The organism is Streptomyces sp. NPDC021020, from assembly GCF_044333285.1.
In the GTDB taxonomy this organism is placed as follows: domain Bacteria; phylum Actinomycetota; class Actinomycetes; order Streptomycetales; family Streptomycetaceae; genus Actinacidiphila.
In genome coordinates this window covers 474,117-498,856 of sequence record NZ_JBIRQQ010000001.1, presented here as the reverse complement: position 1 = coordinate 498,856, position 24,740 = coordinate 474,117, and the positions used below count along the sequence as shown (strand labels likewise).

Here is a 24,740-nt window from a genome sequence, read left to right as displayed (position 1 = left end):
GCCGGAGGCCGTCCCGCGAGCTTCACCGTTTCCGGGACCGGCCCCGGCGGGCCGGTCTACGATCCCCATTCCGAGCGCTGCCCCGGCAGGCGGGCGCGCGCGTGGACGACGGGGGTCGCGGTCAGGTGGCAGAGGGCGGCGGCAGGCTGAGGCTGCACGGGCGGGAGAGGGTCGTGGACTACGTCCGCGGCGCGCTCGCGCGCAGCGGGGTACCCGCCGCGCCGAGCCCGGTCCTCCTGCTCGCGGGCTCGCGCGGCTCCGGCGGCACCGTGCTGCTGGACGTGATGTGGGACGACTTCTCCGACGACTGCCTGAGCGTGCGGCTGGACCTGCGCTCGGCGCAGGGCGTCGAGGACATCGTGCTCGCCGCCGTCCGCGGGCTGGGCCGCCGGATCGCCGGTATCCGGCCCGTCGACTTCCCGCGCACCTCGATGCTGCTCAAGGCGCTGAGCTTCGTCGACACCGGAGGCGGCCGCACGGCCTTCGAGGCCTATCTGCGGGCCCGCCCGCAGGACGCCGAGCGGCAGTCCGCGCTCACCGACTGGAGCAACCGCGCCGCCCCGCTGCTCAGCCCCGAGCACCGCGGCCTGCTGGACGTGCTGACCGGCCTGCTGGGCGCGCTGCACTCCGCCGTCGGGCGGCACAAGGACGCCCGCGCGCTGCGCTGGCTCGCCGAACGCGGCGGCGGCGGGCGCGAGTACGACTCGCTGTGGGAGCTCTACCGGCAGCACCAGGCGCAGGACGGCCCGACCGGCACCCCGCGGGTCGTCGCCCGCACGCTGTGCGCGGCCTTCCTCGCGGATCTGCGGCACGACTTCAACGACTCCTGGCCGCGGCTCCAACGCCCCCGCAACTGCCTGCTGTTACTGGACAACGCGGGTGGCCGCACCGCCGACCTCTTCCTCGAACTCCTCGCCGAATGCCGCCGCGAGGACGCCGCCCGCGACGAACGCCCCGACCCCGCCGTGGTGGTGGCCGTCCAGCGCGGCCGGGTCCGCCCCGAGGCCGCCCGGCTGCTCGACCCGACCCACCCGGACCTCGCCTTCGGCACCCGCCACCCGTACGCCCCCGGCGCCGCCGGGCACCCGGTGTGGTGGTATCCGGTCGCCCTCGCCGACCTCACCGGCGAGCAGGTCCTCGCCCTGTGCACCAGCAGCGTGCTGGGCCGGCACAACCGCGACGCCGACTTCCTGCACGCCCTCACCGGCGGCCACCCCGAGGCCACCGACCGGCTCGCCTACCTGCTCGCCCGCTTCGGCCGCACCCCGCCCGCCGACCCGCGGCGCGCCCCCGCCGACCTGCCCGAGCCCTTCGACCCGCGGCGGCTGCTCGGCGAGCGGCTCACCGACGACACCCGTCCGCTGCCGCAGTCCTGGCCCGCGCCGCCGGGCCAGGACACCACCGTCGAGGACTACCTGCTGCGCCGGGCGCTGGCCGACCACCTGCCCCCCGCCGCCGACGGCGCCCTGCGCCCCGGCGACACCCCGCTCCTCGACGTCATGGCGGTGCTCGCCGCGACCCCGGGGCTGCGCCGCGGCGCGTGCAACGCCACGCTGCACTACCTGGACCGGACCGGCACCGACGCCGACACCGCCCAACTCGCCCTGACCGCCGGGATGTGGCTGGAGGAGACCGCCGACGGCGAGGCGCTGCGGCTGCACCCGCTGGCCGCGCTGCTGCTGCGCCGCTGGCTCGCCCGCGACCCGGCGCTCTGGCGCAAGACGCACATGGGGTACGCCGCCCACTACTCCAGCCGCACCGACGCGGCCCTGCGCCACCACCACACCCTCGCCCAGGTCGAACCCGCGCGCCGCGAACCGCTCACCGCCGTCGCGGCCTACCTGGACGACGAGTTCGACCGGGCCGCGAGCGCCGCCGAGTGGCTGGCCGTCCTGGACCGGGTCACCGCCGCCCCCAACCGCCTTGCCACGGCGCTGGATCCGCGCACCTTCGTCACCTCGCTCGCCGGGCCCGCCGAGGACCGCAACCGGCGCCGCGCCGTCACCCGCCTCGCGGTGGCCCGCTGGCTGCACGCGGACCGCACCTTCGACCCGGCCCACCAGCTCGCCCACACCATCGCCGGGGAGTACGAGCACCTGGCCGACATCACCGACGACAACGAGGAGCTGTACCGGCAGGCCGGGAAGTTCCGCCGGATCGAGAACTCCTGGAAGGACTGAGGGACTTGCCTCGCCCGATCGCGTTCGCCCGCCGCTACGTCGCTCATCTGCCGGTCGCGGCACGGCGCTTCCTCGCCGCCGTGAGCGTCCTCGCGCTCGCGGCGGTCGCGTACGGCGTGTACGTGCCCGTCGACCACTGGCTCAACAAGCCCTGCATGCGCAAGGGCGCCACGTCCGTCACGCACCACGGCTCGGGCGGGGAGTGCGTCGGCGTCACGGACGGCGCGTACCTCTTCCACCCGTCGCTCAAGCCCGCCGAGGACGCGATCCGCGCGGAGAACGAGCAGGTGCGCAAGGCCTATCCGGCGGACTACGTGAGCGTGGTGCTGCTGCTGCCGATATCCGCGGACAAGGGCAGCATCCTGTCGATGCCCAACGCCCTGGAGCAGCTCCAGGGCGCGTACGCCGCGCAGCACTACGCCAACCGCAACAGCGTGCAGGGCAACGCCCCGCACATCCAGCTGCTCATCGGCAGCGACGGCTACCAGGCCAACGGCTGGCAGCCCGCGGTCGCGGAGATCGAGCGGGACCGCGGCCGGCACATCGCCGCCGTCACCGGCTTCGGCCTCAGCCTCGCCGGCACCGAGAGCGCGATCCGCGACCTCACCGCGCACAACATCGCGTCGTTCGGCGCGACGCTCACCTCGGACTCGTACTCCAACATCAAGGGCTTCGTACGCGTCTCGCCGAGCAACGTCGACAACATGGCGGCCGCGCTGTCGTACGTGCAGAAGGACTTCACGCGCGCGGTGCTCGTCGAGGACGGCAACGCCGACGACAGCTACGACGTCACGCTCGTCAGCGGCTTCAAGAAGTTCTCGGCCATAAAGGGCCACCAGATCGTGGGCGTCGAGCCGTACGACACCTCCGAGCGGGACCGCGACGGGCAGTCCGCGCAGGAGCGGCGCCGCCACCAGACCGAAGTGGCCACCCGTATCAGCCAGATGACCACCAACATCTGCGCCGAGCAGCCCGCGGTGGTGCTCTTCGCCGGCCGCGGGCAGGATCTCGGCGTCCTCGTGCACGCCTTCTCCGACGCCTGCCTGGACAAGCAGATCAGGATCGTCAGCGGCGACGACACCACCAACCTGCCCGACAGCCCGCAGCTGCGGAAGGATCTCGCGTCCGGGCACGTCACCGTCGACTACGCCGGGGTCGCGCACCCCGGCGAATGGGCGGCGACCGCCGGGCACGACCCCGGCCACGGGCCGGAGCAGCAGGACGGGGCGCAGGGCTACGCGCGCTTCCAGCGGACCTTCCAGCAGCTCTTCCCGAAGGGCTACCTCGGCGACGGCAACGCGATGATGGCCTACGACGCGACCCTGACGGCGACGACCGCGATCCGGCTCACGCACCAGGCGCAGCCGCTGCCCGACGCGGTCGTCAACGAACTCGGCGCGCTCCAGGGCGAGTACGCGGTGCTCGGGGCCAGTGGGCCGATCCAGTTCACCGCCAACTACCTGACGAGCCGTACGGGTTCCAACCCGGTGGGCAAGCCGATACCCATCATCCGGCTCACCGCGCAGGGCAACCCGAGGGTGCTGACGGTCAAGTGGCCCGACCACGCGCCGCCGGTGGGCTGAGCCTGCCCCGACGGCGGCTTCCCCTGCTGCCGCAGGGCGGCGTCGGCTAGGGTACGGGCGGGGCTCGGCCCGGGCCCGGACCGGTGGCACACCGGGCGGCGCACCGGCCGGAAGGGGAGGCACGGTGGGCGCCGGCACGCACGAGAGGGCTGCGGCGGGACCGACGGTCCCGTCCGAGGTCACGTCGGTCGTGGTGTACGCGGCGGGCGCCGTCTGCACGCGCCGCGCCCGCGTCACGCTGCCGCCCGGCGGCGGGCCCGTGACCGTACGCGTCACCGGGCTCTCCCCCGCGCTGCTGGAGCAGTCCCTGCGGTGCCGCGTCACCGCGGACGAGGAGCTGCGGGTCGCCGACATCCGCGTCGGGTACGGCGCGACGCTGCGCCGCGGCGACGAACTCCCGCGGCTGCGGCTGGACCTGGAGGACGCGGAGGACCGGCAGAGCCGGCTGCGGGAGGCGACCGAACGCCTCCGCACGGAGATCGCCGAGACCGCCGCCCTGCGCGCGGAGCCCCCGGCCCCGCGCCGCGGCGACCCGCCCCGCTGGGCCCCCGTCGAGTCGATCCTCGCCCTCGCGAGCTTCGTCGACGCCCGCCTGACCACCCTCCACCGCCGCCTGCGCGCCGCCGAGCAGGACCAGCGCCAGGCCGACCACGCGGTCGACGTCCTCCACCACCGCCTGTCCGAGGCCTCCACCGCGGTGGACCCGGCCTCCACCACCCCCTCGGCAACGGCGTACGTGACCCTGACGCGGGGCGTGGCGGAGGAAGGGGCGGGCGACGGCGGCCTCGATGTCGTGCTGGACGTCGAGTACCAGGTGCCCGGGGCCTGTTGGGTGCCCGTGTACCAGTTGCGGCTGGACGGGCGCAGTGGGGCGGGCGGGCTCGTGCTGCGGGCGATGGTCGCGCAGCGGACCGGGGAGGACTGGACCGGCGTGCGGCTCGCGCTGTCCACCGCGGATCTGCTGCGGCGCACCGACCTGCCCGAGCTGCGCTCGCTGCGGATCGGGCGGCGCCAGGCGCCACCCGCCGGGCAGAGCTGGCGCGAGCCGCCCGCCGGGCTCGGCGAGCTCTTCGCGGGGTACGACGCGGCGCGCCGCCCCGCGGCGCCCGTTCCCGTTCCCGCGTCCGCGGGGGCCGGGTACGGCTTCGCGGCGGAGGCCGCGGACGACGACTTCGCGGACGCCGACCTCGCGTTCGGCGGCGGTCCGCCCCTGCCGGTGTCCGCGACGCCGCCGCCCCCGCCCGCGCCCGGCGGGCCCCCGCGCCCGATGAGCCCGGCGGCCGCGCCCATGGCCCGCTCCAAGGCGAGCCGCGGCTTCGCGGCCTCCGCCCCGCAGGCGCAGCCCACCCCGCCCCCGCCCGGCACGGCCGCACCCGGCGCGGACCTGCTCGACTACGCCCGGCTCACCCTCGCGGGCCCGGAGTCCGCCGGGGAGCACCGCGGCACCCTCCAGCCGCCGTCCCCGGCGCTCGGCGCGGTCGGCGGCGAATACCGCAGCCGCGCGGACCGGGTCGCCGGGCTCGCCCGCCCCGCCCACGCGGTGGACGTCCGCACCTCCGCGGGCTCGTTCGACTACCGCTTCGACACCGCCGCGCCCGCCGACGTCGCCGCCGACGGCCGCTGGCACACCGTGCCGGTGGGCGAGGTGCCGGTCGACGCCGACTTCGTGTACGTCTGCGTGCCGTCCGTGGACCCCGCGGTCTTCAGCACGGTGCGGCTGACGAACACCTCGTCGCACGCGCTGCTCGCCGGGCCCGTCGACGTCCTGGTGGACGGCGACTTCGTGCTGACCGCGCCGCTGCCGACGCTCGCGCCGGGGCAGCGGCAGTCGGTGGGGCTGGGCGTCGCGGAGAGCGTGAAGGCCGCGCGCCGCACGCACATGCGCGAGTCGACGGCGGGGCTGCGCGGCGGCACGACCGTGCTGGACCACACCGTGGAGATCGACGTCGCGAACCGGCTGCCGTACCCGGTGGCCGTCCACGTGCGCGAGCGCGTCCCCGTCTCCGCCGACAAGGACGTGCGGATCGACGAGCACCGGGCGAGCCCGCCGTGGGAGGCGGCCACGGCCCCGCTGGAGGGCCAGGAGGACGGCTGGGCGGCGGGCGTACGCACCTGGCGCGTCGAACTGGAGCCGGGCAGCACTGCGACCCTCAGCGGCGGCTACGCGGTACGCCTGCCCGCGGGCAAGGCCGTCGTCGGCGGCAACAGGAGGAACTGACCGTGCACGAGGACCCGTTGCTGCCCGAAGACCCGTCCCTTCCCGCGGCCGCGCCCGCCGACCCCGGCCCCGAGCTGACCGCGCTGCCGATCACGGCCGTCACCTGCATGGAGGACCGCGCCCAGGTCCGGCGCGTCGGACAGGTCGAACTGGCCGCGGGCGTCAGCCGGTTGCGCATCGGACCGGTCACCCCGCTGACCGTCGACCGCTCGCTGCGCGCCGAATTCGCCGCGGATTCCGCCGCGGACAGCGACAGCGACCGGGAGGGCAGCGGCGCGGACGGTCTCGGCGCGCGCGTCGTGGACGCCCGCGTCGTCCGCCGCTACGCCCCCGCGCCGCCCGGTGAGCCCGGCGCGGACGCCTCCGCGCTGCGCCGCGAGGTGCACGCCCTGGAGGAGGAGCTGGCCGACGCCAAGCTGCTGGGGCAGCGGCTGGAGAGCGCGCTCGCGGTCGTCGCGCAGGCCAGGACCGACCTCTACCGGGACATCACGCAGGGCGCGGGCGGCGGCGACGCCGACCCCGAGCGCTGGGCGGACCGGCTGGACCGCGTCGAGAGCGAGGCGGAGCCGCGGCTCGCCGAACTGCACAAGCTACGCCGCCGCCTGCACGACATCGAGTCCGAACTGCGCGAGGCGCGACTGGCGTTGAGCATGTTCGAGAGCACGCAGGACAAGCTCACGGCGTATCTGGAGCTGGTCGTCGAGGCGGACACGGCCGGGACCGCGCAGCTGCGGGTGACCGGGCTCGTGCCGTGCGCGCTGTGGCGGCCCGCGTACCGGGCGACGCTCACGGCCTCCGAGTCGGCTCCCTCGGTGCGCCTGGAGACGGACGCCTTCGTGTGGCAGGACACCGGCGAGGACTGGTCCGGCGTGCGCCTGACGCTGTCCACCGCCCGCCCCACGCTCGCCGCGACCCCGCCCGAACTCGGCGACGACGTCCTGACGTTGCGCGACCGCTCGGCCGAGGAGCGGCGCACGGTCGAGGTGGATCTGCGCGAGGAGGAGATCCGCAGCGTCGGCTCCGCCGCCGGGCCCGCCGCGCTGCCCGGCCTGAACGACGGCGGCGACGTGCGCGTACTGCACGCCCCGCACCCGGTGACCGTCCCGTCCGACGGCCGCCCGCACCGCGTGCACCTGACGTCCTTCACGGCCGCCTGCGAGGTCGAGCACACCTGCGCGCCCGAGCTCTCCCCTCTCGTCGTGACGGTCACCCGCCTGGTCAACCACGCCGGGCACGTCCTGCTCGCCGGCCCTGTCGACCTGGTGCGCGGCAGCGGCTTCACCGGCCGCGGCACCCTCGAATTCACCGGCGCGGGCGAGGAGTTCACGGTCGCCTTCGGCAGCGAGGACACCTTCCGGGTGGTCCGCCACACCGAGGAGAGCCGCGACACGACGGGCCTGGCCGCGATCAACCAGCGCACGGTGGTGACCCGCCGCGTCCGCCTCTTCGTCTCCCGCCTCGACGCCACGCCGGGCGCCCCCGACCGCACGATCACCCTGCGCGAGCGCGTCCCGGTCTCCGAGGTCTCCGCCGTCGACGTCGCCCTCCGCCCCGCCGACACCGCCCCGACCCCCGACACCGTGGACGCCGAGGGCATCGCCCGCTGGACGCTGACCCTCCCCCCTGGCGCCCGCGACGAGATCGCCTTCGCCTACGACATCACGGCGGCCAGCTCGGTCACCGGCCTGTGAGTGGCGGGCGGCGCGGACGCCGGGTCCCGCCGCCATTGCCAGATATCGCGCGGGTCGATTACATTTCCGGTGTGCCCACGGATATGAGGCTGGTCTCGCGCCGCCACGTCGACCTTCTGCGGTCGGCGAGCGCGCTGTGTCCGCGCTGACGCGGCTTTCCCTGCACTCCGCCACGCGCTGAGCGCGTCGCGTTCTTCCCCGCCCCGCCGGTCCCCACCTGCGCCTTCCCCGAAGGTGCGGCAAAGGCGTGCCGTCGCACCAGGCCTCCCGGACCGGCTGCGGGCGCAATTCCCGCACAGCCGAATCCCGGCGGCGTACGCGAATGCGCGCTGCCCTTTTGCGTATCGGAGTCCCGGAAATGGCTCACGAATTCCTCTGGTACATCCCCAACACCGTCGAGCCGGGCCACCGGGGCGACGACACGACCACCGGGTGGGGGACGCTCGACTTCTCCACCGAGCTGGCGCTCGCCGCCGAGGCGCACGGGTGGGGCGGCGCGCTGCTCGGGACGGGGTGGGGGCGGCCGGACACCTTCACCGTCGCGACCGCGCTCGCCGCGCGCACCACCACGTTCCAGCCGCTGGTGGCGATCCGGCCCGGCTACTGGCAGCCCGCGCACTTCGCGAGCGCCGCCGCGACGCTTGACCGGCTCAGCGGCGGCCGGCTGCTGGTCAACATCGTCAGCGGTCTCGACAACGCGGCGGCGTACGGCGACGGCCAGACCGACCAGGCGCGCCGCTACGACCGCACGCGCGAATTCCTCCAGCTGGTACGGCGGTTGTGGACGCAGGAGGACGTCACCTTCACCGGCGACTTCTTCCGCGTCGAGGGCTCCACCGTCCGTCCGCGCCCGTACGGGGCCGAGCAGGGCCGCACCCCGCGCCTCTACTTCGGCGGGGCCTCGGCGGCGGCCGAGCGGGTGTCCGCCGCCGAGGCGGACGTGCAGCTCTTCTGGGGCGAGCCGCTCGACGGTGTGGCCGAACGCATCGCGCGGCTGCGGGATTTGACCGAGGAGGTCGAACGGGCGCACGCACCACTGGAGTTCGGCCTGCGCATCACCACTCTCGTACGGGAGACCTCCGAGGAGGCCTGGCGCGACGCCGAGGCGAAGGTCGCGGCGATGGCGGAGAAGCAGGGCGCCGACTCGACGTTCACCGCCCAGCGCCGCCGCGCGGTGGGCCAGCAGCGGCTGCACGACCTCGCGGAGCGCGGCGAGGTGCTGGACACCTGCCTCTACACGACCCCGGGCCGCTTCGGCGGCGGCGGCGCGGGCACCACCTGGCTCGTCGGCTCCGCCGACGAGGTCGCCGCGGCCCTGCGCGCGTACGCGGACCTGGGCGTCACCCACTTCGTGCTGTCCGACACCCCCTACCGCTCCGAGATCGCCCGCGTCGGCGACGCCCTGCTCCCCCGCCTGCGCGAGCCCGTGCCCGTCGCCCTGCCGTAGCGGGACGCGCGGCAGGGCCCCACCGCGACCGGTGGGGCCCTGCGGGGTCGGGCGCGCGGCGCCTAGAAGATCACGCCGTAGGTCCAGCCGGGGCCGACCTTGGTGCGCGGGGCGTAGGGGGCGGCGGCGTCGCCCGTGCCCGCGTACAGCCACAGCACGCCGGTCGTGTCGCGGGCGACGAAGTCCGTCTTCCCGTCGCCGGTGAGGTCGCCGGGGGCCCGCATCAGGTCGTAGTTGCCCCACCCGGTGCCGACCTTGACGCGGGCGGCGTAGGGGGCGGCCGCGACACCGGTGCCCTTGTAGAGCCACAGCACGCCGGAGCCGTCGGTCGCGAGCAGGTCGGCCCTGCCGTCGCCGCTGAGGTCGCCGGCCGCGGTGAGGGTCCGGTAGCCGCTCCAGCCGTCGCCGATCTTCGTACGGGCCGCGAAGAAGGGGGCCGAGGTCGCGCCCGTGCCCGCGTACAGCCACAGCGCCCCGGTGGAGTCGCGGGCGATGAGGTCGGCCGCCCCGTCGCCGGTCAGGTCGCGCGCGCCGACGATCGTGTCGTAGGTGTTCCAGCCGGAGCCGACCTTGAGGGGCGGCTCGAAGAACACCGAGTAGCGGTTGCCGGTGCCGGGGAGGTACCAGAGGACCCCGCTCGCGTCCCGCGCGACCACGTCGCCGGTGCCGTGCGTCGTCATCGGGGACAGCGCGGTGACGGTGGTGTACTCCTCCCAGCCGCCGCCGTACGAGCTGCGCTCCCCGAACGGGGCGCCCGCCTTGCCCGTGCCGTCGTACGACCACGCCTCCCCGTACTTGTCGACGCCGAGCACGCGGTAGCGCTCGGTCACCGGGTGCGGGCTGAGGAGCGAGAAGGTGCCGGTCGTCTCGGGGTTGCCGACGCCGGAGGTGAGCACCTGGAGCACGGCGTCCGCGACAACCTTCCACGCCTGGACGGTGGGGCCGGTGGTGAGCGTGTAGGTGATGGTGTGGTCGCCCGCGGGCAGGTCGCACCACAGGCCGCCGCTGGGGGCCGCCGAGGCGATGGTGTGGCCGCAGGCGTCCGCGGGACCGCCGTCGACCGAGGTGATCCGGACGTCCACCTCGTCCTCGTCCATCCACCGCTCGCTCTCGGTGGGGCCGAAGCTGATGTTCAGCTTGGCGGGATCGGCCGCGTGGACCTTCGCCGTCTGCACCACGGAGGAGTTGAACGGCACGTCGGGCGTGGTGAGTTGGACGGTGCTCAGGGCCACCTGGTCCTCGGTCAGGACCGAGACCACCCCGGCGGTCTGCTCGTAGGGGCCGGTGGTGTTCCCGGCCAGCTCGGCGGCCCTGACCGCGGTGGCCAGGTCGGTGCCGCGGGCCGCGTATCCGGCGCCGACGTAGGCGCGGGTGTGGTTCGCGGCGTCGTCGGCCGCCGAAACGGTGGGCGAGTCCATCATGTTGGCCTCGGTGACCGGGCACGTGTACACGCCGGCCGCACCCGGGTACGCCTGGCAGCTGGTGCCGTTGACCGACGCGCTCAGCCCGGCGGGCAGCCCCCCGTCGGCCCATGTGGCGTCCGTCAGCGGCGACTTGCTGAACACGTAGACAGCCGTGCCGTCCGCGGTGCCGTACGCCCCGGCGTTCACGGCCCAGCCCTGCCCGGGGTTCAGCGCCACGTCGGACACGAGCGGGATGAAGTACGGGTCGGCACTCGCGCTCCCGGCGGCAGCCAGCGTCCCGGCCGTCAGGGCGCCGGTGAGCGCGCAGGCGGCGGCGAGTCTGGTGGCATGCAGGCGTCTGGACAAGGAGTTCCCCCTCCACGATGAGCGGCGTCGACCACCGCGTCAGGCGCCCGGACCCCCCGACGCCCGGGCCAACCTACCCGCCGGAAGCGGTCATTTGGGTGGCGCAATTACGTCATCCGCGCAACACTCGGCCCTTTGCTGACAAACCGGCGAAGAAGGGGTGAACGCCCGCCCCCGGGAACATGAACGGGAGCGGGCGCCGGCGCTCGGCCGCGCGGGTCACTTCCAGTCGAAGCGGTACGCCCGGTAGCTGATCACGCCGTTCGGCCACTGGGCGTTGAAGCGCAGGTCGCCGGAGCGGCCGAACTCCGAGACGTAGGGCTGGGAGCCCCATCCGACGAGACGGCCGCCGTTCGGCAGGGGCTGGGCGTTGCCCTGGGAGGAGGCGATGAGGGCGGAGGGCTGGTCGTCGGAGGCGACGAGGGTCGCGGTGTGCCTGCGGTGGTCGAGCTGGACGGTGACCGCGCGGCTGTAGGCCAGTTCTTCGACCGCGCCGGTGCCGGTGTTGGCGATGCCCGCGGACTCGTTGTCGAAGAAGCTGTAGCGGCCGCCGCCCAGCGGCTCCGGGTCGTGCTGCCACGCGAAGATCGCGTCCTTGGTGTCCAGCACCTGCCCGGGAGCGGCCTTGAGAACGAAGTCGCTGCTCTTGCCGCCCAGTTGCCACTGCACCTGGCCCGTGCGGGCGGAGATCTCGTACGCGGCCCAGGTGTTGCGCGAGTCGACGAGCAGGTTGCCCCCCGCGTCCGGCTTGACGGCGTTGATGTGGAACCAGTCCCACGGGCTGTCGGGCGAGGCGGGCAGCGGCTGCCGGCTCTCCGAGTACGGGTACGAGGAATTCATGCCCGTCGGCGGAGTAGCCGTTGCCAGCGCGGACCTCGGCGATCTTGCTGTGGTCCGCGGCGGTCCGGCCCGCGGGCGCGGCGAGGCGCGCCCGTCCCAAACCGGAGCGGGGTGCCTCTGCGCCGTGGCCCCGCCAGGCGTCATACATGAGTATGCTCTCCCGTATGACCACACGTACGCGTACCACCGTCAGCCTCCCGGCCGACCTCGTCGCCTACGCCCGTAGCGCCTCCGAGGGCAATTTGTCGGCCTACGTCGAGCACGCCCTCCGCGCGCAGCAACTCCGGGACGCAGCTCCTGCCGTGCGTGCCTGGCGCGAGGGCCGGGGCGTGGCCGACGCGGAGGAGTTTGCCGACCTGTTCGGTGAGGACGTCGCGTGACGCACCTTGCCCGCGGGCAGGTCTGGCGTGTTCAGCTGGCCACCAAGAGCAGGGCGGTGGTCATCGTCGAGTCGGACGCAGCCCTGGAAGCCCTGCCCGGTACGGCCGTGTGCATGATGATCGACGAAACCCTCGGCGCACCGGACACCGTCGTCACGATCCCGATGGACCAGCCGGTTCGCGGCGCCGCAGTCGCCGTCGACCTCACCGCCCTGTCGGAGAAGAGGCTCACCGGCGGGGAGTTCCTGGGCACCGCCGACGCCCGGACCATGGAGCGCGTGTCATCCGCTCTGCGGGTCGCTCTCGACCTGACCTGAGTCGGCGAGCTGCTTGCACCGACCCGCCCCGTCCGTGAGCGCCCCGGTGAGCCGGGTTACGCCGCGCCGCCGTTGACGTACAGGGTCTGGCCGTTGGTCCAGCGGCCGTGCGGGCCCGCGAGGAAGGACACGGAGTCGGCGATGTCGGCGGGGGTGCCGAGGCGCTGCATCGGGTTGAGGCCCGCGATGTGGTCGACCAGCTCCTGCGGCTTGCCGTCCAGGAAGAGCGGCGTCGCGGTGGGGCCGGGGGCGACGGTGTTCACGGTGACGTCGCGGCCGCGCAGTTCGCGCGCGAGGATCAGCGTCATGGCCTCGACCGCGCCCTTGGACGCGGCGTAGGCGGCGTACCCGGGCTGCTGGAGCCGCGTCACGGACGTGGAGAAGTTGACGAGCGCGCCGCCCGCCCGCAGCCTCCGCGCCGCGAGCTGCGAGACGACGAAGGTCCCGCGGATGTTGACCCGGTGCATACGGTCCAGGTCCGCGAGGTCCAGCTCGGCGACGGGCGCGAGGACCATCACGCCCGCGGTGTTCACGACGACGTCGATCCCGCCCAGCTCCCGCTCCACGCGGTCGAAGGCGGTGGCCATCTCCGTCTCGTCGGCGATGTCCGCGGCCAGCGCGAGCGCCCTGCCGCCCCCGCCCGCACCGGCCGCGGCCTTCTCGACCGCGGCGAGCGCCTCGGCGGCGCGCCGCGTACCGCCGCCGTAGAGCAGGACGACGGACTGCCCGTCCGCGGCCAGCCGCTCGGCGACGGCCCGGCCGATGCCGCCCGAGGCGCCGGTGACGAGCGCGACCCGGCTGCCGGTGGCGTTGCCCTCGGGGGTGGTGGTCATGGCGGTCTCCTCCGGCTCGCACGGCGACTCTTTGTGGACTGTCCGTCCACATCCAAAAATGTAGACTGATCGTCCATATAAAGCAACCGCAACCGCAACCGCAACCACAACTGCGGCTCGCGACCAGCCGCCGGGAGGCCGAGATGCCCGCACCCACCCCCGCTCCCCCGGACCGGCCGGGCCGCCCCGGCCGCGGCCGGCGGCCCGCCGCGGAGGTGCGCGCCGCCGTCCTCACCGCGACGGCCGCGATGCTGCGCGAGAGCGGGCTGCGCGACATCACCTTCGAGAAGGTCGCCGCCCGCGCGGGCGCCAGCAAGATGACCCTCTACAAGTGGTGGCCCTCCCCCGGCGCGCTCGCCTTCGACGCGTACTTCGCGGCGACCGAGGAGACCCTCGCCTTCGCCGACACCGGTGACCTCGCCGCGGACCTCACCGCACAGCTGCACGCCTTCGTCGACCTCCTCACCCGCGAGGGCGGCGGCCCCGTCGTCGCCCAGCTCGTCGGCGCCGCGCAGACCGACCCCGACCTCGCCGCGGCACTCGACGAGCACTACACCCGGCCGCGCCGCGCCCTCGCCGTCGACCGGCTGCGCAGCGCCGAGCAGGCCGGCCAACTGCGGCCCGGCACCGACCTGGAGAGCCTCGTCGACCAGCTGTGGGGCGCCTGCTACCACCGCCTGCTGCTGCCCGCCCGCCCGCTGGACCGCGCCTTCGCGGACACACTCGTCCGCAACCTGCTCGGCGGCGTCGCGAACCCGGCGCCGCCCCCGCCGTCCCCACCATCCGCGTCACCGGCTTGACAGGTGACGCAGATGGTGGGAGCGTGAATTACGGCACAGCCAGGACCACTGAGCGGAGGCCCGTGATGAGCACTTCGGTGACCACATCGGTGAACACTTCGGTAAGCACGTCGGCGAGCGTGAAGGTCGTACGCAAGGCCCCGGACGGGGACGCGGCCGCGGCGGCCGCCCGGCAGGCGCGGTTCGGCCACCTGCCCGAGCGCGTCGGGTTCGCGGACATGGTCGAGGAGCAGGTCGCGCCGCGGGATCCGGCGCGGGACGCGTACAACGCGGCGGGCTCGTTCATCTCCTACAGCTGCCTCGCCCTGGACCTGGGCCTCTGAGGGCGCAGGCAGGTTGAGCGGCGGGGGCGCCGGTCCGCGCGTACGAGGTGAGCGGCGGCGCGCCGGTCCGCGCCGATGAGTTGAGCGGCGGGGGCGCCAACAGCCCCCGTACGCTCAGGGCTTGAAGGCGACGCCGCCCCACGCCGAGACATCGGCGTCGGTGAGGGAGGCCACCCGCTGCTCGTCCTCGGGGTCGGGGCGCCAGGTGTGGACCATGGCGATGCCCGGGTCGATGAGGTCGAGGCCCTCGAAGAAGCGCTTGCCCTCCTCCAGCGTGCGGACCTGGCCGGGGGTGCCGCCCTGCAGGTAGATCTCCTCGATGCGCGCCCACGCCTCCGGGGCGAATTCCGGGGTGCTGTGGCTGAGCGCGAGCGCGCTGCCGGAGGGGAGCGCGTCGACGAAGCGGGAGACGAGGCCGTATGGGTCCTGGTCGTCGGGCACGAAGTGCAGGATCGCGTTGAGCGACAGCGCCACCGGCTGGGTGAGGTCCAGCACGTCCGCCACCTCGGGGGACTTGAGCAGTTCGTCGGGGCTGCGCAGATCCGCGTGGACGTACGCGGTCCGGCCGCCGGGAGCCGTACGCATCAGGCGCTCGGCGTACTTGAGGACGAGCGGGTCGTTGTCGGCGTAGACGACGCGGGCCTCGGGCGCGACGGACTGCGCGACCTGGTGCAGGTTGGGCTCGGTCGGTATGCCCGTGCCGACGTCGAGCCACTGGCGTATGCCGTGCTCGCGGGCCAGCACCCGGGTCGCCCGGTGCATGAAGAAGCGCAGCTCGCGGGCGCAGGTGCCGATGCCGGGGAAGACCCCGGCGATGGCCTCGGCGGCCTGCCGGTCGGCCTCGAAGTGGTCCTTGCCGCCCAGGTAGTGGTCGTACATGCGGGCGGAGTGCGGGCGGCTGGTGTCGATCACCGGTTCGGCGCCGGGCGTGGTCATGGTGCTCCTTCTTTCCTGCCGGTGGGCGCCAGCGGGCGCTGTCGGGCGGCGGAGTGGTCGGCGCCGCTGTCAGGCGGCGAAGTGGTCGGCGAGCCCGTCCTTGACGCCGCGCACGAACGCGCGGATCTCGTCCGGGGTGTAGACGAGCGCGGGGCCCGCCGGATCGGTGGACTGCCGCAACGCCACCCGGCCGTCCGGCAGTTGCTTCAGCTCGACGCACTGCCCGCCGTTGGGGCCGCTCCACGGGCACTCCCACCCGTGGTCGCCCAGCTCGCGGGCGGGCATGCCGCTCCGGATCCCGTCGAGGTGCGTGATCTCCTGGCGGGCTTCCGGAGCGGAGCCGCGGGGGTCGGTGGGGGTCATGTGTACTCCTTCCGCATGCGGTTCAGCAGCGCGGTGCTCTCCCGGGTGGAGGTCAGCAGGGAGAGCCGGTTGTGCGCTTCGAGATGCGCCGAAACGTCCGCGCGCTGGTCGAGGTAGACGGCCGCGGAGAGGATCTCGCTGTAGACGATGTCGGGGAGTTCGGACTCGGCGAACCGGAAGTACGTGAAGGGCGCGCACGCGCCGACGTGCGCGCCCGCGCTGAAGGGCACGATGTCGACACTGACGTGCGGGAGTTCGTTCGCCTCCAGCAGCCGCTCGATCTGCGCGCGCATGATCGCGGCGCTGCCGACCTGGCGGTGCAGTACCGCCTCCTCCATGACCACCCACAGCGTCGGCGCGTCCTCCCGCTCCAGCAAGGCCTGGCGGCGCAGCCGGAGTTCGACGCGCTGCGCGAGCGCGTCCTCGGACTCGTTCGGGAAGCCGCCGCGCAGGCACGCGTGCACGTAGTCGGGCGTCTGGAGCAGTCCGGTGACGTAGTGCGGCTCGTACGTGCGCAGCGCCCGCGCGCCGGTCTCCAGGCTCACGTACGCCTTGAACCAGCCGGGCAGCACGTCGCGGTACGGATACCACCAGCCGGGCTCGTTGGCCTGCTCGGCGAGCGCGCAGAATTCGTCGATCTCGCGCGGCCCGGCCCCGTACGTCTGCAGCAGCTTCTCGACGTAGAGCGGTTTGAGCGCGACCTCCGCCTTCTCCAAGCGGCGGATGGTCAGCGGGGTGACGCGCAGCGACCGGGCGGCCTGCTCCAGTGACAGGCCCGCCTCCTGGCGGCGCTCCTGCAACCGGCGGCTGAGGATCATGCGCAGCACGGTGGGGGCGCTGGGACCGCCCGCGGCGGTCGGCCGCTCCTCGCTCACACGTCCCCCTGACCGGGCCTCGCAGGCTGGTTGCTCTGGTTGCTGAGAGTTTGCTGAGAGTCCGTCAACAAGCTGAGTGTCACACACAGTTGATGAGAACACCAGGTCGATCGGACGCATGATGAAATTATCAGGAAGCGCATTGCGCGATGAGCTCCGCGGCACGATAGTGACGTATGTGACTCACGCAACGCCGGGCGCACGGGGGCGCCGCGGGCACGGTGACGGCTTCGCGGCCGGCCGCCACGCCCTGGCCGAGACAGGAGTGTTGACGGTGGACGACGGCATGCTCACGTATCCGATGCCGGCGCCGGCCTACGTCATCGACCACGTCTTCAGCGGCGCGGACCACCAGCACCGGCGCGTGCAGCTGCCCGTCGAGTGCGCGGACCGGGCGGTCTCCTGGATACGCATCCAGGCCCGCACGTACGGCGCGAGCGCGCCCGAGGACCACCCCATCTGGGGCTGGATCGACACCTTCCACCGGGCCACCGAACGGCAGTTACTCCTCACCGGCGCCGCGGACCTCGCCTTCGAGCTGGACCAGGGGCGGGTGAGCTGGAGCATCCGGCGGGCGATCCGCGCGCGCACCGCCTGATCCGCGCCCGTCCGGCCGGGGGGTGACATCCCGCGCCGCGGTCGCTTATGGTGAGCGCGATGACTACTCCTTCTGTTTTCAGATCGGGGGCTCGATTCGCGCAAGGTGAGTGCTGATGGGCACTCAGACCTTCGAGCCCGTCGCCTTCGAGGGCACGGCTCGGTCCGCGAATCCGGAGACCCGGCTTTCCCTGTGGCTGCACGTGCGGCGTTACGCCGTGCCGCTCCCGTTGATCGACACCGCCACCGCCCGCCGCCGTGCGGGCGACTGGGCGGGGGCCTGCGCTGCCGCGGGCTTCGACGTCGACTTCACCCCACGCTCCCTCGCCCGTACGCACGGCCGTGACGTCGCCGCACAAGTCCGCCTGGACCTGCGGCGGTTGGCGCCCGAGCTGCTGCGCTGGCACATGCCGAGGATCGCCCCCGACGGGCTGCTCCGCCCCGGTGTGACCCTCGCACTCGCGCGGTACGCCACCCCGCGGGGAGCCCTCCACCTCGTGGCCCGCACCCCGCCCGCCTGGGCGGCCGCACGCCAGCGCATCCAGCTGGCACTGTGGGACGGGACCCGCGACCTGACCCGTACGGACGCCGCGTCCCGCGGCAGCCGCGCACACCCCCACCCGCGACCCGACCGCCGCTTCCGGCTCGACCTGCACCGCCACCTGTGGGACGCGGAGCGGGCGCACGAGCTGCGCGAACGGTCGGGGGTTGTGCGGGAGGGGTACTCCGCCGCTTTCCCGCCCGCGGGGTCCTTTGCGGGGCCCTTCGCCGGGTCCTTTGCGGGGGACGCCGCTTTCCCGCCCGCCGGGTACTGGGCCCGGGAGGGGGCGGAGTCCTGGACGCGGGACGGGAGTTGGTCCAGCGGCGAGGACGGCTGGGCGGCCGTTTCGCGGTGGGCCGACGAAGCCGCCGCCCTGCTGCGCGCCGAGGGCTCGCCGCACGGCGGGGCCGTCGCCGTACGGCTCGGGCGCGGGCGGCGGGTCGTCCTGGAGGTCGAGACGCCCGCGGGCGGTCCGCCGCGGGTTGTCGCACGGTACGCGGAGGGGGCGTACCGATGCGCCAACTCCCGCGCGGGGCACGGAAGCTGCGCCGCCGGATGCGCGGGCTGCCTCGGCTCCGCCGCGGCCGCAGGACACCGCGACCTGCGCGCGCTGCCGGTGCTGCCCGACGCCGCGACGTGGGCGCCGCCCGACCTCGCCCTCCTCACCGCGGGCCTGATCACCCCGCGGGAGCTGCACCCGCTGGTCGCCGCCGCCCTCGCACCCGGACGGGTGCGGGCGGTGGGGCCGCCGGACGCACCGCCGGGCACGCCGGGACCGCGGTACGTGCTGTGCCGGGGGGCGCGGCACCGTATCGGCCTCGTCGGCGGGGTCCTCACCGCGCTGGACCACGGCCCGGCGGAGGTCCGCAGGGAGGAGCTGCTCACGCAGCTGAGCGGCACCCCGCTGCCGTGCTTCCAGGCCATCGCCGAGGCGCATCAGCGTCCGGAGAACCTTCCGGACGTCCGGGCCCGCCTCGTCCACGGCGACATCCGCGGCGCCCTCGCGGAGGTCGAGGCCCTGCTCGGCCCGTCCGCCCGCCTCCGCGAGGGGGGCTTGCGGGACGCGCTCGACGCGGCTGTCCAGGGCCGGGTGGACCACGGGCTCTTCCGCTCGGGCCTCGCCGACCCCGGACCCGCGCCCGGCCTCCGCACGTTCGCCCCCTTCTCCCGCGAGGAGCGGCGCCGCCGCGCCGACTTCCACACCCGAGCCCGCCAAGCCGCCACCCGCTAGCCCGCACCCCGCGACGGCGGGGGCTTCCGCGGCGCGGGGCGTGCATTTGGGGGCGCGGGGAACTGCGCGACCAGCCCCCACCGGCCGCCGGCCCGGCCACAACAGCAACAGCCCCTTTCGTACGGAAATGCCCTGCGGTGCCAGCCGCGAACACGTCCGGCCGACCAGGCCCGACGTTCCGACCTCGAACGCAAAGGTGACCTATGCCCGTTGAGAGCCCCACCGCCCCCGCCAGGACCCAACTCGGCGTCGCCGAACAGCTCATCGCGCTGCTGAGCGCGACCGGGACGGAGCCACGTCCCAACGACCAGTTGTCCGCCCTGACCCTCGCCGTCGCCGCCGACCTCCCCGTCCTCCTCTGGGGAGAGCCCGGCATCGGGAAGACCGCCGCGCTCACCCAGCTCGCCGCCGCGCTCGGCCTCCCGCTCACGACCGTGATCGCGAGCGTGCACGAGCCGTCCGACTTCGCCGGGCTGCCCGTCGTCGGGGACGACCCCGCGGTGCAGGGTGTGCCGATGGCCCCGCCCGACTGGGCGGTCAAGCTCGTCCGCGCGGGGCACGGCCTGCTCTTCCTGGACGAGCTGTCCACCGCACCGCCCGCCGTGCAGGCGGCCCTGCTGCGGCTGGTGCTGGAGCGCCGTATCGGAGCGCTCCAACTGCCGCCCGGCGTAAGGATCGTGGCGGCGGCCAACCCGCGCTCGTCCGCGGCGGACGGCTGGGAGCTGAGCCCGCCGCTGGCGAACCGCTTCGTGCACCTGCAGTGGACGCACGAGCACGACGTCGTCGTACGCGGCCTCGGCGGCGTGTGGCCGCGCGCCACGCTGCCCCAGCTCGACCCGCAACGCCTCGCGGAGGCAGTGCAGTTCGCCCGCCGCGCGGTATGCGCCTTCCTCCGGGTACGGCCCAAACTCGTCCACCAGCTCCCGGCGTCGGAGACGCGCCGGGGCGGCGCGTGGCCCTCGCCCCGGAGTTGGGAGATGACGCTGCGGCTCGTCGCCTTCGCCACCGCCGCGGACTCGCCCCGCGAGGTGCTCGCGCTGCTGGCGCGCGGCGCGGTCGGCGACGGCCCCGGCCTCGAACTCCTCGCCCACATCGACCGGATGGAGCTTCCCGACCCCGAGACGCTGCTCGCCGACCCGGCCGCGGCGGAGCTGCCGGAGCGGGGCGATCTGCGGCAGGCCACGCTGGAGGCGGTGGTCACGGCGGTGCACACCCGCCCGACCCGGGCGCGCTGGGACGCGGCATGGGCGCTGCTGGTCAGGGCCCTGGACACCGGCGCCCCGGACCTCGTGGTGATGCCCGCGAAGACCCTGGCGGGACTGCGCCGCGAGGACTGGGACGTGCCCGCGGCGATCGACCGCCTGACGGGAGCCGTCACGATCTCCCGACGCGCGACGGAGGCCGCGACCCGTACAGCGGCGAAGGCGGGTGCGACGCGATGAGTACGGATCCCCGACCCACGCCCCGCCTCATGCCGCGCCACCCGGCCCCGCCCCCGACTCCGCCCTCTCCCCAGGCCCTCAACCCGGGCGCCTCCGGCCCGCTCGCGTCCGACGCGCAAGGGACGTCCGCCCCGCACGACCCGCCCGCCCCGGCAACCGAGCTGCCCGCACCCCCCGCCCCGGCCACCGAGGCACCGCCTGACCTCGACTTCGACAAGCTCTACGCGGCCCGCCTGCTCGCCGCCCGCGCCCGCCCCTACCTCGCCAGCGCGCTCTTCGCGCTGCACGTCGTCCCCTCCCGCTACGTCCCGACGATGGCCGTCGATCCGTACTGGCGCTGCTACGTCGCGCCCGCCTTCGTCGTCTCGACACCCGTCGAGGAACTGGCCTCGGTGTGGGTGCACGAGGTCTCGCACCTGCTGCGCGACCACCACGGCCGCGGCGAGAAGTACGCCCGCGAGCACGACGCGCACGGCCCGGCCGAGCGGCTGCGCCGCAACATCGCCGCCGACTGCGAGATCAACGACGACGCGTTCGGCGACGGACTGCCCGTCCCGCAGGGCGCGGTCACCCCGCGCATGCTGCTGCTCCAGGACGGCCAGTTGATGGAGACCTACCTGGAGCAGATCCGGCTCGGCCGGCACACCGAGCGGCTGAAGTGGCTGGACTGCGGCAGCGGCGTGGACGGGCACGGCCGCGCGTGGGACCTCGGGCCGGGCGGGTCATGGAAGTTGAGCCCGCACGAGCGCGACGCCGTCCGCTTCCGGGTCGCGGAGGGGATCAGGGGCCGCCCCGGCGACGTCCCCGAGGGCTGGCGGCGGTGGGCGGAGGAGGCCTTTCAACCCCCGCAGCCCTGGCGGCAGTTGCTCGGCGCCGCGGTACGGGCCGCGGCCGCGAGCGGTGGTACGGGCGGGGATTACACGTACGGACGCCCGGGTCGCCGGTCGGCGAGCGTCCCCGGCGCGGTGCTGCCGAGCCTGCGCCGTACGCCACCGCGGGTGTGCGTGATCGTGGACACCTCGGGGTCGGTGAGCGACGCCGAACTGGGCGCCGCCCTGCGGGAGATCGCGGCGATCTCCGCCGCGGTGGGCGGCCGCCGCGACCTCGTCGGCGTCCTCGCGTGCGACGCGGCGGCCGGCACCGTACGCCCGCTCGCCGCCGCGCACGACATCCCGCTCATCGGCGGCGGCGGCACGGACCTGCGCGAGGGCTTCCGCCAGGCCCTGCGCTCCCGCCCCTCCCCCGACGTCGTCGTGGCCCTCACCGACGGCCAGACCCCCTGGCCCGAACACGCCCCGCCCTGCCGCTCGGTGATCGGCCTCTTCCACCGCCCGTCCCGCGTCGACGAGGACGACCCCGACTACCACCCCACTCCCCCACCCGACTGGGCGCGCGTGGTGACGATCGGCTGACGCCCCGGCAGTTCACCGTCGCCGACTCCGACCACCGCACCTTCACCGGCGGCGGCAGAGGAATTCGCCGTGCGTCGGCGTGCGGGACGCACGCGAGACGATGTCGAAGCCGGCCCGGTGCAGCATGCCCTCCAGGATCCAGTCGTAGGTGGAGAACTCCTCCCGGACGTGCGCCTCGAAGTCCGCCCGGGTGAAACCCTCGCCCTCGGGCCGGCCCGCGGTGTCGATCCACCGCTGCACATGCTCTGCGGCGTCCGCGGGCGGGAAGCTGAAGACGACGTCCCACAGGTAGAAAGTGCCGCCCGGCCGCAGCATGCCGGCGGCGTTGACGAGCGCCTGCTGCTTCCAGAAGTCCGGCAGTTGGTGCAGGGCGGACTTGGTGGTCACCACGTCCGCGGGCCCTGCCTGGTGGGCGTAGTCCAGGAATCCGGCCCGGTGCCAGTGCGCACCTGCACCGGCCTGTTCCGCCCTGGCCCGGGCGAAGGCCAGCATCTCCGCCGAGACGTCGACGCCGTGGGCCTCCGCTCCGCGTGCCGCGGCCTGGACCACGAGCGAGCCGGTGCCGCAGGCCAGGTCGACCAGGCGGGTGCCCGCGACGACGCCGAGACGGTCGAGGAGGGCGTCGTCGGCGTCCGGGTCGGTGCCCTGGTTGCGGTCGTAGACGGCCACCGCGGCCGCGCTGCCCAGGTCGATGCCGACAGGCTCGTACTCGCGGAAGAACCACGCGGGTCGGTGACGGGTGCTCTCGCTTCGGGCCATGACCCGTTTGTAGGGTCCGGGCAGACCCGGCGGCAACAGCAACATCCGCAGCATGGCGTTCCGGAAGGTGAAAGATGCAGGACCACGACCAGTACCGGCTCTTCCTCCATCTCGCCTCCACGCTGAGCTTCACCCGGACCGCGGCAGACTGCCACGTCAGCCCCGCCACGTTGTCCCGTACCGTGCAGCGGCTGGAGACCTCTACCGGGCATCGGCTGCTGGACCGCGGTCCGCACGGCGTCGCACTGACCGAGCACGGTCACCGCTTCCACCACTACGCGGCCGAAGCCCTGGAACTGTGGGACCGCTACCGCGACAACGACCTCGCACAGGACCAACTCAGCGGCCGACTGCGGGTGTTCGCCTCGGTCACCGCCTGCCAGAGTCTGCTGCCCGACCTGCTCGCACCGCTACGGGACGCCCATCCCCGGGTGCAGATCTCGGTGCGGACCGGTGACGCCGCGGCCGCCCTCGCGCTCCTCGACGACGGCGAGGCCGACCTCGCCGTCGCCGCCCTGCCCTCCCGGGTCCCGGCGACCCTCCTCGCCCGCACCGTCGCCCGCACCCCCCTCGTCCTCGTCCGAGCCGACCCACCACGGTCGGACGCGCAACCTCCGCACCCCGACGAGCCGTTCGTGCTCCCCCGGCAGGGCCTGGTCCGGGACATCGCCGACCGGTGGTTCCGCCGCCTCGGCATCACCCCTCGCATTGCCGCGGAGGCCGACGGGCACGAAGCCCTGCTCACGCTGGTCGCTCTCGGCTACGGCACCGGCATCATCCCCGACCTCGTCCTCCAGCACGGCAGCATCCGGAACCGGCTCCACGTCGTCCCCACCCCGTCCGGCCCCGGCGAACTCACCATCGGCACCTGCGTCCGGCGCACCGACCTCCACCGCCCCCTGGTCGCCGCCGCCTGGGCTGCCGCAGGGCCCGGCGAACCTTCACGGCCGGAGCACTAGGCTCCGGGTCGTGACCGACCTGCCGCATTTTCACCACGAGACCGTCAACGCCGTCATCGACCATGCCGGCCGGGCCACGCTTCCCTTCCAGCGGGCGCACTCCGAGGACCGGCACGCGACGGCGTTCTGGTTCAACGAGTTGGTGGAGACCTCTGACGAAGGCGATGTCGTCCGGCAGTACCTGGTGACCGCCGGCGAGCCGGCGAGGATCGAGCTCGCGGCGTTCACCCTCCGGCCCGAGCTGTGCGAGCCCGCGATGAGCGCGGAGAATCTGCTCATGGTCGACTTCTCGCAGAGGTGGACGCATCTGGACGGCCTCGGCGTCGCCGTCATGCCCACCGCCGGCCTGCACGAGCACGGCGCCCGGAAGGGCTGGCGCTGGACGACGGACGAGATCACCGACGGCATCGCGGCGACGAGCGAGGACATCGCCACCCTCGGCGCGAAGCCCGCAGCGGGGTATCTGCTGGGCCACGACGTCGATCCCGACACGGGTGCCCGGGAAGTCGTCGTCGCGCTCGGCGGGATCACGCGGGACAGGAAGGGCGACGTTCGCTGGGCCGGGAAGGCCCCTCAAGGGTGCGTCGGCGCACCGGTGTTCACCGGCATCCCCCAGGGCGGGGACGCGTTCAAGCTGGTGTGTGCGGGGGTGCTGCTGCCCGGCGACGGCCACCACCCCATCGCGCCCTTCGACCGCGTCCGAGCCGCCCTGCGCGCCCTCACCACGGAGGCTGCTGCGCCCGCCCCGGAGCCGAAGCAGCGCCGGTGGCGACGACGCGGTTGACCAACTGATTGCGGCTACACGGTCTTCAGGGGTTCCCGGAACGACTTGCGGAACACCGGCCCGGCGAAGGGGATGATCGTGGACAGCACCTTGGCGGTGAACGTGGTGGGGTGCCGCTGGAGTTCGACGTCGATGCGCGTGCCGTCGTCCTCCGGCGCGAGCTGGAAGACCCACCCGCCCGGCCCGAACGGCTTCGACTCGCGCGTGGTGACGGTGACCTTGTTCGCCGCCGGGTCCCACTCGTAGCGGGCGCGCTCGAACGACTTCTCGTTCCCCTCGGTCACCTCGGCCCAGGTGTCCCCCCGCTCGTGCACCTCGAAGTGATCCGCGTCGATCGACGGCCACTCCTCGACCCGCGCGGGGCTGAAGTCGGTCAGCACCCCCATCACCTCGGACGGGCTCATGGAGGATTTCAGCTGCATGTGCAGAGCCGCCACGACCTGCTCCCTTCCGCGCGACC

At 74.3% G+C, this 24,740-nt stretch carries 24 protein-coding genes; 16 read left to right on the top strand and 8 right to left on the bottom strand.

Annotated elements, in window-relative coordinates:
* Positions 1–173 precede the first annotated feature (173 nt).
* From ACH4SL_RS02215 to ACH4SL_RS02190, 6 genes are all read left to right on the top strand, one after another.
* Positions 174–2,180, top strand: a complete 2,007-nt coding sequence (locus ACH4SL_RS02215) for an ATP-binding protein (protein WP_398441409.1) — start codon at positions 174–176, stop codon at positions 2,178–2,180.
* Positions 2,181–2,185: 5 nt separating this feature from the next.
* Positions 2,186–3,763, top strand: coding sequence for an ABC transporter substrate-binding protein (locus ACH4SL_RS02210; RefSeq protein WP_398441408.1), 1,578 nt, complete (start codon positions 2,186–2,188; stop codon positions 3,761–3,763).
* 124 nt (positions 3,764–3,887) lie between these two features.
* Entirely contained in the window at positions 3,888–5,981 is a 2,094-nt protein-coding gene (locus ACH4SL_RS02205) for a DUF4139 domain-containing protein (RefSeq protein ID WP_398441407.1), read from the top strand.
* 2 nt (positions 5,982–5,983) lie between these two features.
* The gene (locus ACH4SL_RS02200; RefSeq protein ID WP_398441406.1) at positions 5,984–7,672 is read left to right on the top strand and encodes a mucoidy inhibitor MuiA family protein; all 1,689 of its coding nucleotides are present in this window, start codon (positions 5,984–5,986) and stop codon (positions 7,670–7,672) included.
* An 83-nt stretch (positions 7,673–7,755) separates the two neighbouring features.
* The gene (locus ACH4SL_RS02195) at positions 7,756–7,821 is read left to right on the top strand and encodes a putative leader peptide (RefSeq protein ID WP_324607789.1); all 66 of its coding nucleotides are present in this window, start codon (positions 7,756–7,758) and stop codon (positions 7,819–7,821) included.
* A 209-nt stretch (positions 7,822–8,030) separates the two neighbouring features.
* Positions 8,031–9,119 carry an LLM class flavin-dependent oxidoreductase gene (locus ACH4SL_RS02190; protein WP_398441405.1) on the top strand — a complete coding sequence of 363 codons (1,089 nt, stop codon included), beginning with the start codon at positions 8,031–8,033 and terminating at the stop codon, positions 9,117–9,119.
* Between the two features lie 62 nt (positions 9,120–9,181).
* Here the strand turns inward: ACH4SL_RS02190 and ACH4SL_RS02185 are convergent, their stop codons facing one another.
* The gene (locus tag ACH4SL_RS02185; RefSeq protein WP_398441404.1) at positions 9,182–10,888 is read right to left on the bottom strand and encodes an FG-GAP repeat domain-containing protein; all 1,707 of its coding nucleotides are present in this window, start codon (positions 10,886–10,888) and stop codon (positions 9,182–9,184) included.
* A 219-nt stretch (positions 10,889–11,107) separates the two neighbouring features.
* Entirely contained in the window at positions 11,108–11,728 is a 621-nt protein-coding gene (locus ACH4SL_RS02180) for an arylsulfotransferase family protein (RefSeq protein WP_398441402.1), read from the bottom strand.
* A gap of 164 nt (positions 11,729–11,892) precedes the next feature.
* Here ACH4SL_RS02180 and ACH4SL_RS02175 point away from each other — a divergent pair, with 164 nt between their 5' ends.
* Together ACH4SL_RS02175 and ACH4SL_RS02170 are read left to right on the top strand one after the other, a co-directional pair.
* Entirely contained in the window at positions 11,893–12,108 is a 216-nt protein-coding gene (locus tag ACH4SL_RS02175; RefSeq protein WP_398441401.1) for a type II toxin-antitoxin system CcdA family antitoxin, read from the top strand.
* Positions 12,105–12,425: a type II toxin-antitoxin system PemK/MazF family toxin gene (locus ACH4SL_RS02170; RefSeq protein ID WP_398441400.1), complete on the top strand. Its 321-nt coding sequence runs from the start codon at positions 12,105–12,107 to the stop codon at positions 12,423–12,425. Before ACH4SL_RS02175 ends, ACH4SL_RS02170 begins: the two co-directional genes overlap by 4 nt.
* Positions 12,426–12,481: 56 nt before the next feature.
* On the opposite strand, the gene ACH4SL_RS02165 is transcribed toward ACH4SL_RS02170, so the two are convergent.
* Positions 12,482–13,258 carry an SDR family oxidoreductase gene (locus ACH4SL_RS02165; RefSeq protein ID WP_398441399.1) on the bottom strand — a complete coding sequence of 259 codons (777 nt, stop codon included), beginning with the start codon at positions 13,256–13,258 and terminating at the stop codon, positions 12,482–12,484.
* A gap of 143 nt (positions 13,259–13,401) precedes the next feature.
* Between ACH4SL_RS02165 and ACH4SL_RS02160 the strand changes: the two genes are divergently transcribed.
* Positions 13,402–14,058 carry a TetR-like C-terminal domain-containing protein gene (locus ACH4SL_RS02160; protein WP_398441397.1) on the top strand — a complete coding sequence of 219 codons (657 nt, stop codon included), beginning with the start codon at positions 13,402–13,404 and terminating at the stop codon, positions 14,056–14,058.
* 65 nt (positions 14,059–14,123) lie between these two features.
* The gene (locus ACH4SL_RS02155) at positions 14,124–14,381 is read left to right on the top strand and encodes a hypothetical protein (RefSeq protein WP_398441396.1); all 258 of its coding nucleotides are present in this window, start codon (positions 14,124–14,126) and stop codon (positions 14,379–14,381) included.
* A 114-nt stretch (positions 14,382–14,495) separates the two neighbouring features.
* Here ACH4SL_RS02155 and ACH4SL_RS02150 read toward each other — a convergent pair whose 3' ends face one another.
* The 3 genes from ACH4SL_RS02150 to ACH4SL_RS02140 form a co-directional block, all read right to left on the bottom strand.
* The gene (locus ACH4SL_RS02150) at positions 14,496–15,317 is read right to left on the bottom strand and encodes an SAM-dependent methyltransferase (protein ID WP_398441395.1); all 822 of its coding nucleotides are present in this window, start codon (positions 15,315–15,317) and stop codon (positions 14,496–14,498) included.
* 69 nt (positions 15,318–15,386) lie between these two features.
* Positions 15,387–15,602: a DUF397 domain-containing protein gene (locus ACH4SL_RS02145; protein ID WP_031515947.1), complete on the bottom strand. Its 216-nt coding sequence runs from the start codon at positions 15,600–15,602 to the stop codon at positions 15,387–15,389.
* 74 nt (positions 15,603–15,676) lie between these two features.
* On the bottom strand, positions 15,677–16,498 hold the full coding sequence (locus ACH4SL_RS02140; protein WP_398441879.1) for a helix-turn-helix transcriptional regulator: 822 nt from the start codon (positions 16,496–16,498) through the stop codon (positions 15,677–15,679).
* Positions 16,499–16,733: 235 nt separating this feature from the next.
* Here ACH4SL_RS02140 and ACH4SL_RS02135 point away from each other — a divergent pair, with 235 nt between their 5' ends.
* The 4 genes from ACH4SL_RS02135 (at position 16,734) to ACH4SL_RS02120 (ending at position 21,778) form a co-directional block, all read left to right on the top strand.
* On the top strand, positions 16,734–17,153 hold the full coding sequence (locus ACH4SL_RS02135) for a hypothetical protein (protein WP_398441394.1): 420 nt from the start codon (positions 16,734–16,736) through the stop codon (positions 17,151–17,153).
* A gap of 115 nt (positions 17,154–17,268) precedes the next feature.
* Positions 17,269–18,924, top strand: a complete 1,656-nt coding sequence (locus ACH4SL_RS02130; RefSeq protein WP_398441393.1) for a hypothetical protein — start codon at positions 17,269–17,271, stop codon at positions 18,922–18,924.
* A 203-nt stretch (positions 18,925–19,127) separates the two neighbouring features.
* Positions 19,128–20,366: an AAA family ATPase gene (locus ACH4SL_RS02125; RefSeq protein WP_398441392.1), complete on the top strand. Its 1,239-nt coding sequence runs from the start codon at positions 19,128–19,130 to the stop codon at positions 20,364–20,366.
* A gap of 29 nt (positions 20,367–20,395) precedes the next feature.
* Entirely contained in the window at positions 20,396–21,778 is a 1,383-nt protein-coding gene (locus ACH4SL_RS02120; protein WP_398441391.1) for a VWA-like domain-containing protein, read from the top strand.
* A 42-nt stretch (positions 21,779–21,820) separates the two neighbouring features.
* On the opposite strand, the gene ACH4SL_RS02115 is transcribed toward ACH4SL_RS02120, so the two are convergent.
* Positions 21,821–22,537 (bottom strand): class I SAM-dependent methyltransferase, encoded by a 717-nt coding sequence (locus tag ACH4SL_RS02115; protein ID WP_398441389.1) that lies wholly within the window; start codon positions 22,535–22,537, stop codon positions 21,821–21,823.
* A 74-nt stretch (positions 22,538–22,611) separates the two neighbouring features.
* Here ACH4SL_RS02115 and ilvY point away from each other — a divergent pair, with 74 nt between their 5' ends.
* Positions 22,612–23,496 (top strand): HTH-type transcriptional activator IlvY, encoded by an 885-nt coding sequence (ilvY, locus tag ACH4SL_RS02110; RefSeq protein ID WP_398441387.1) that lies wholly within the window; start codon positions 22,612–22,614, stop codon positions 23,494–23,496.
* Between the two features lie 10 nt (positions 23,497–23,506).
* The gene (locus ACH4SL_RS02105; RefSeq protein ID WP_398441386.1) at positions 23,507–24,280 is read left to right on the top strand and encodes a hypothetical protein; all 774 of its coding nucleotides are present in this window, start codon (positions 23,507–23,509) and stop codon (positions 24,278–24,280) included.
* 14 nt (positions 24,281–24,294) lie between these two features.
* Here the strand turns inward: ACH4SL_RS02105 and ACH4SL_RS02100 are convergent, their stop codons facing one another.
* Positions 24,295–24,717 carry a hypothetical protein gene (locus tag ACH4SL_RS02100; RefSeq protein ID WP_398441384.1) on the bottom strand — a complete coding sequence of 141 codons (423 nt, stop codon included), beginning with the start codon at positions 24,715–24,717 and terminating at the stop codon, positions 24,295–24,297.
* Between the last annotated feature and the right edge of the window lie 23 nt (positions 24,718–24,740).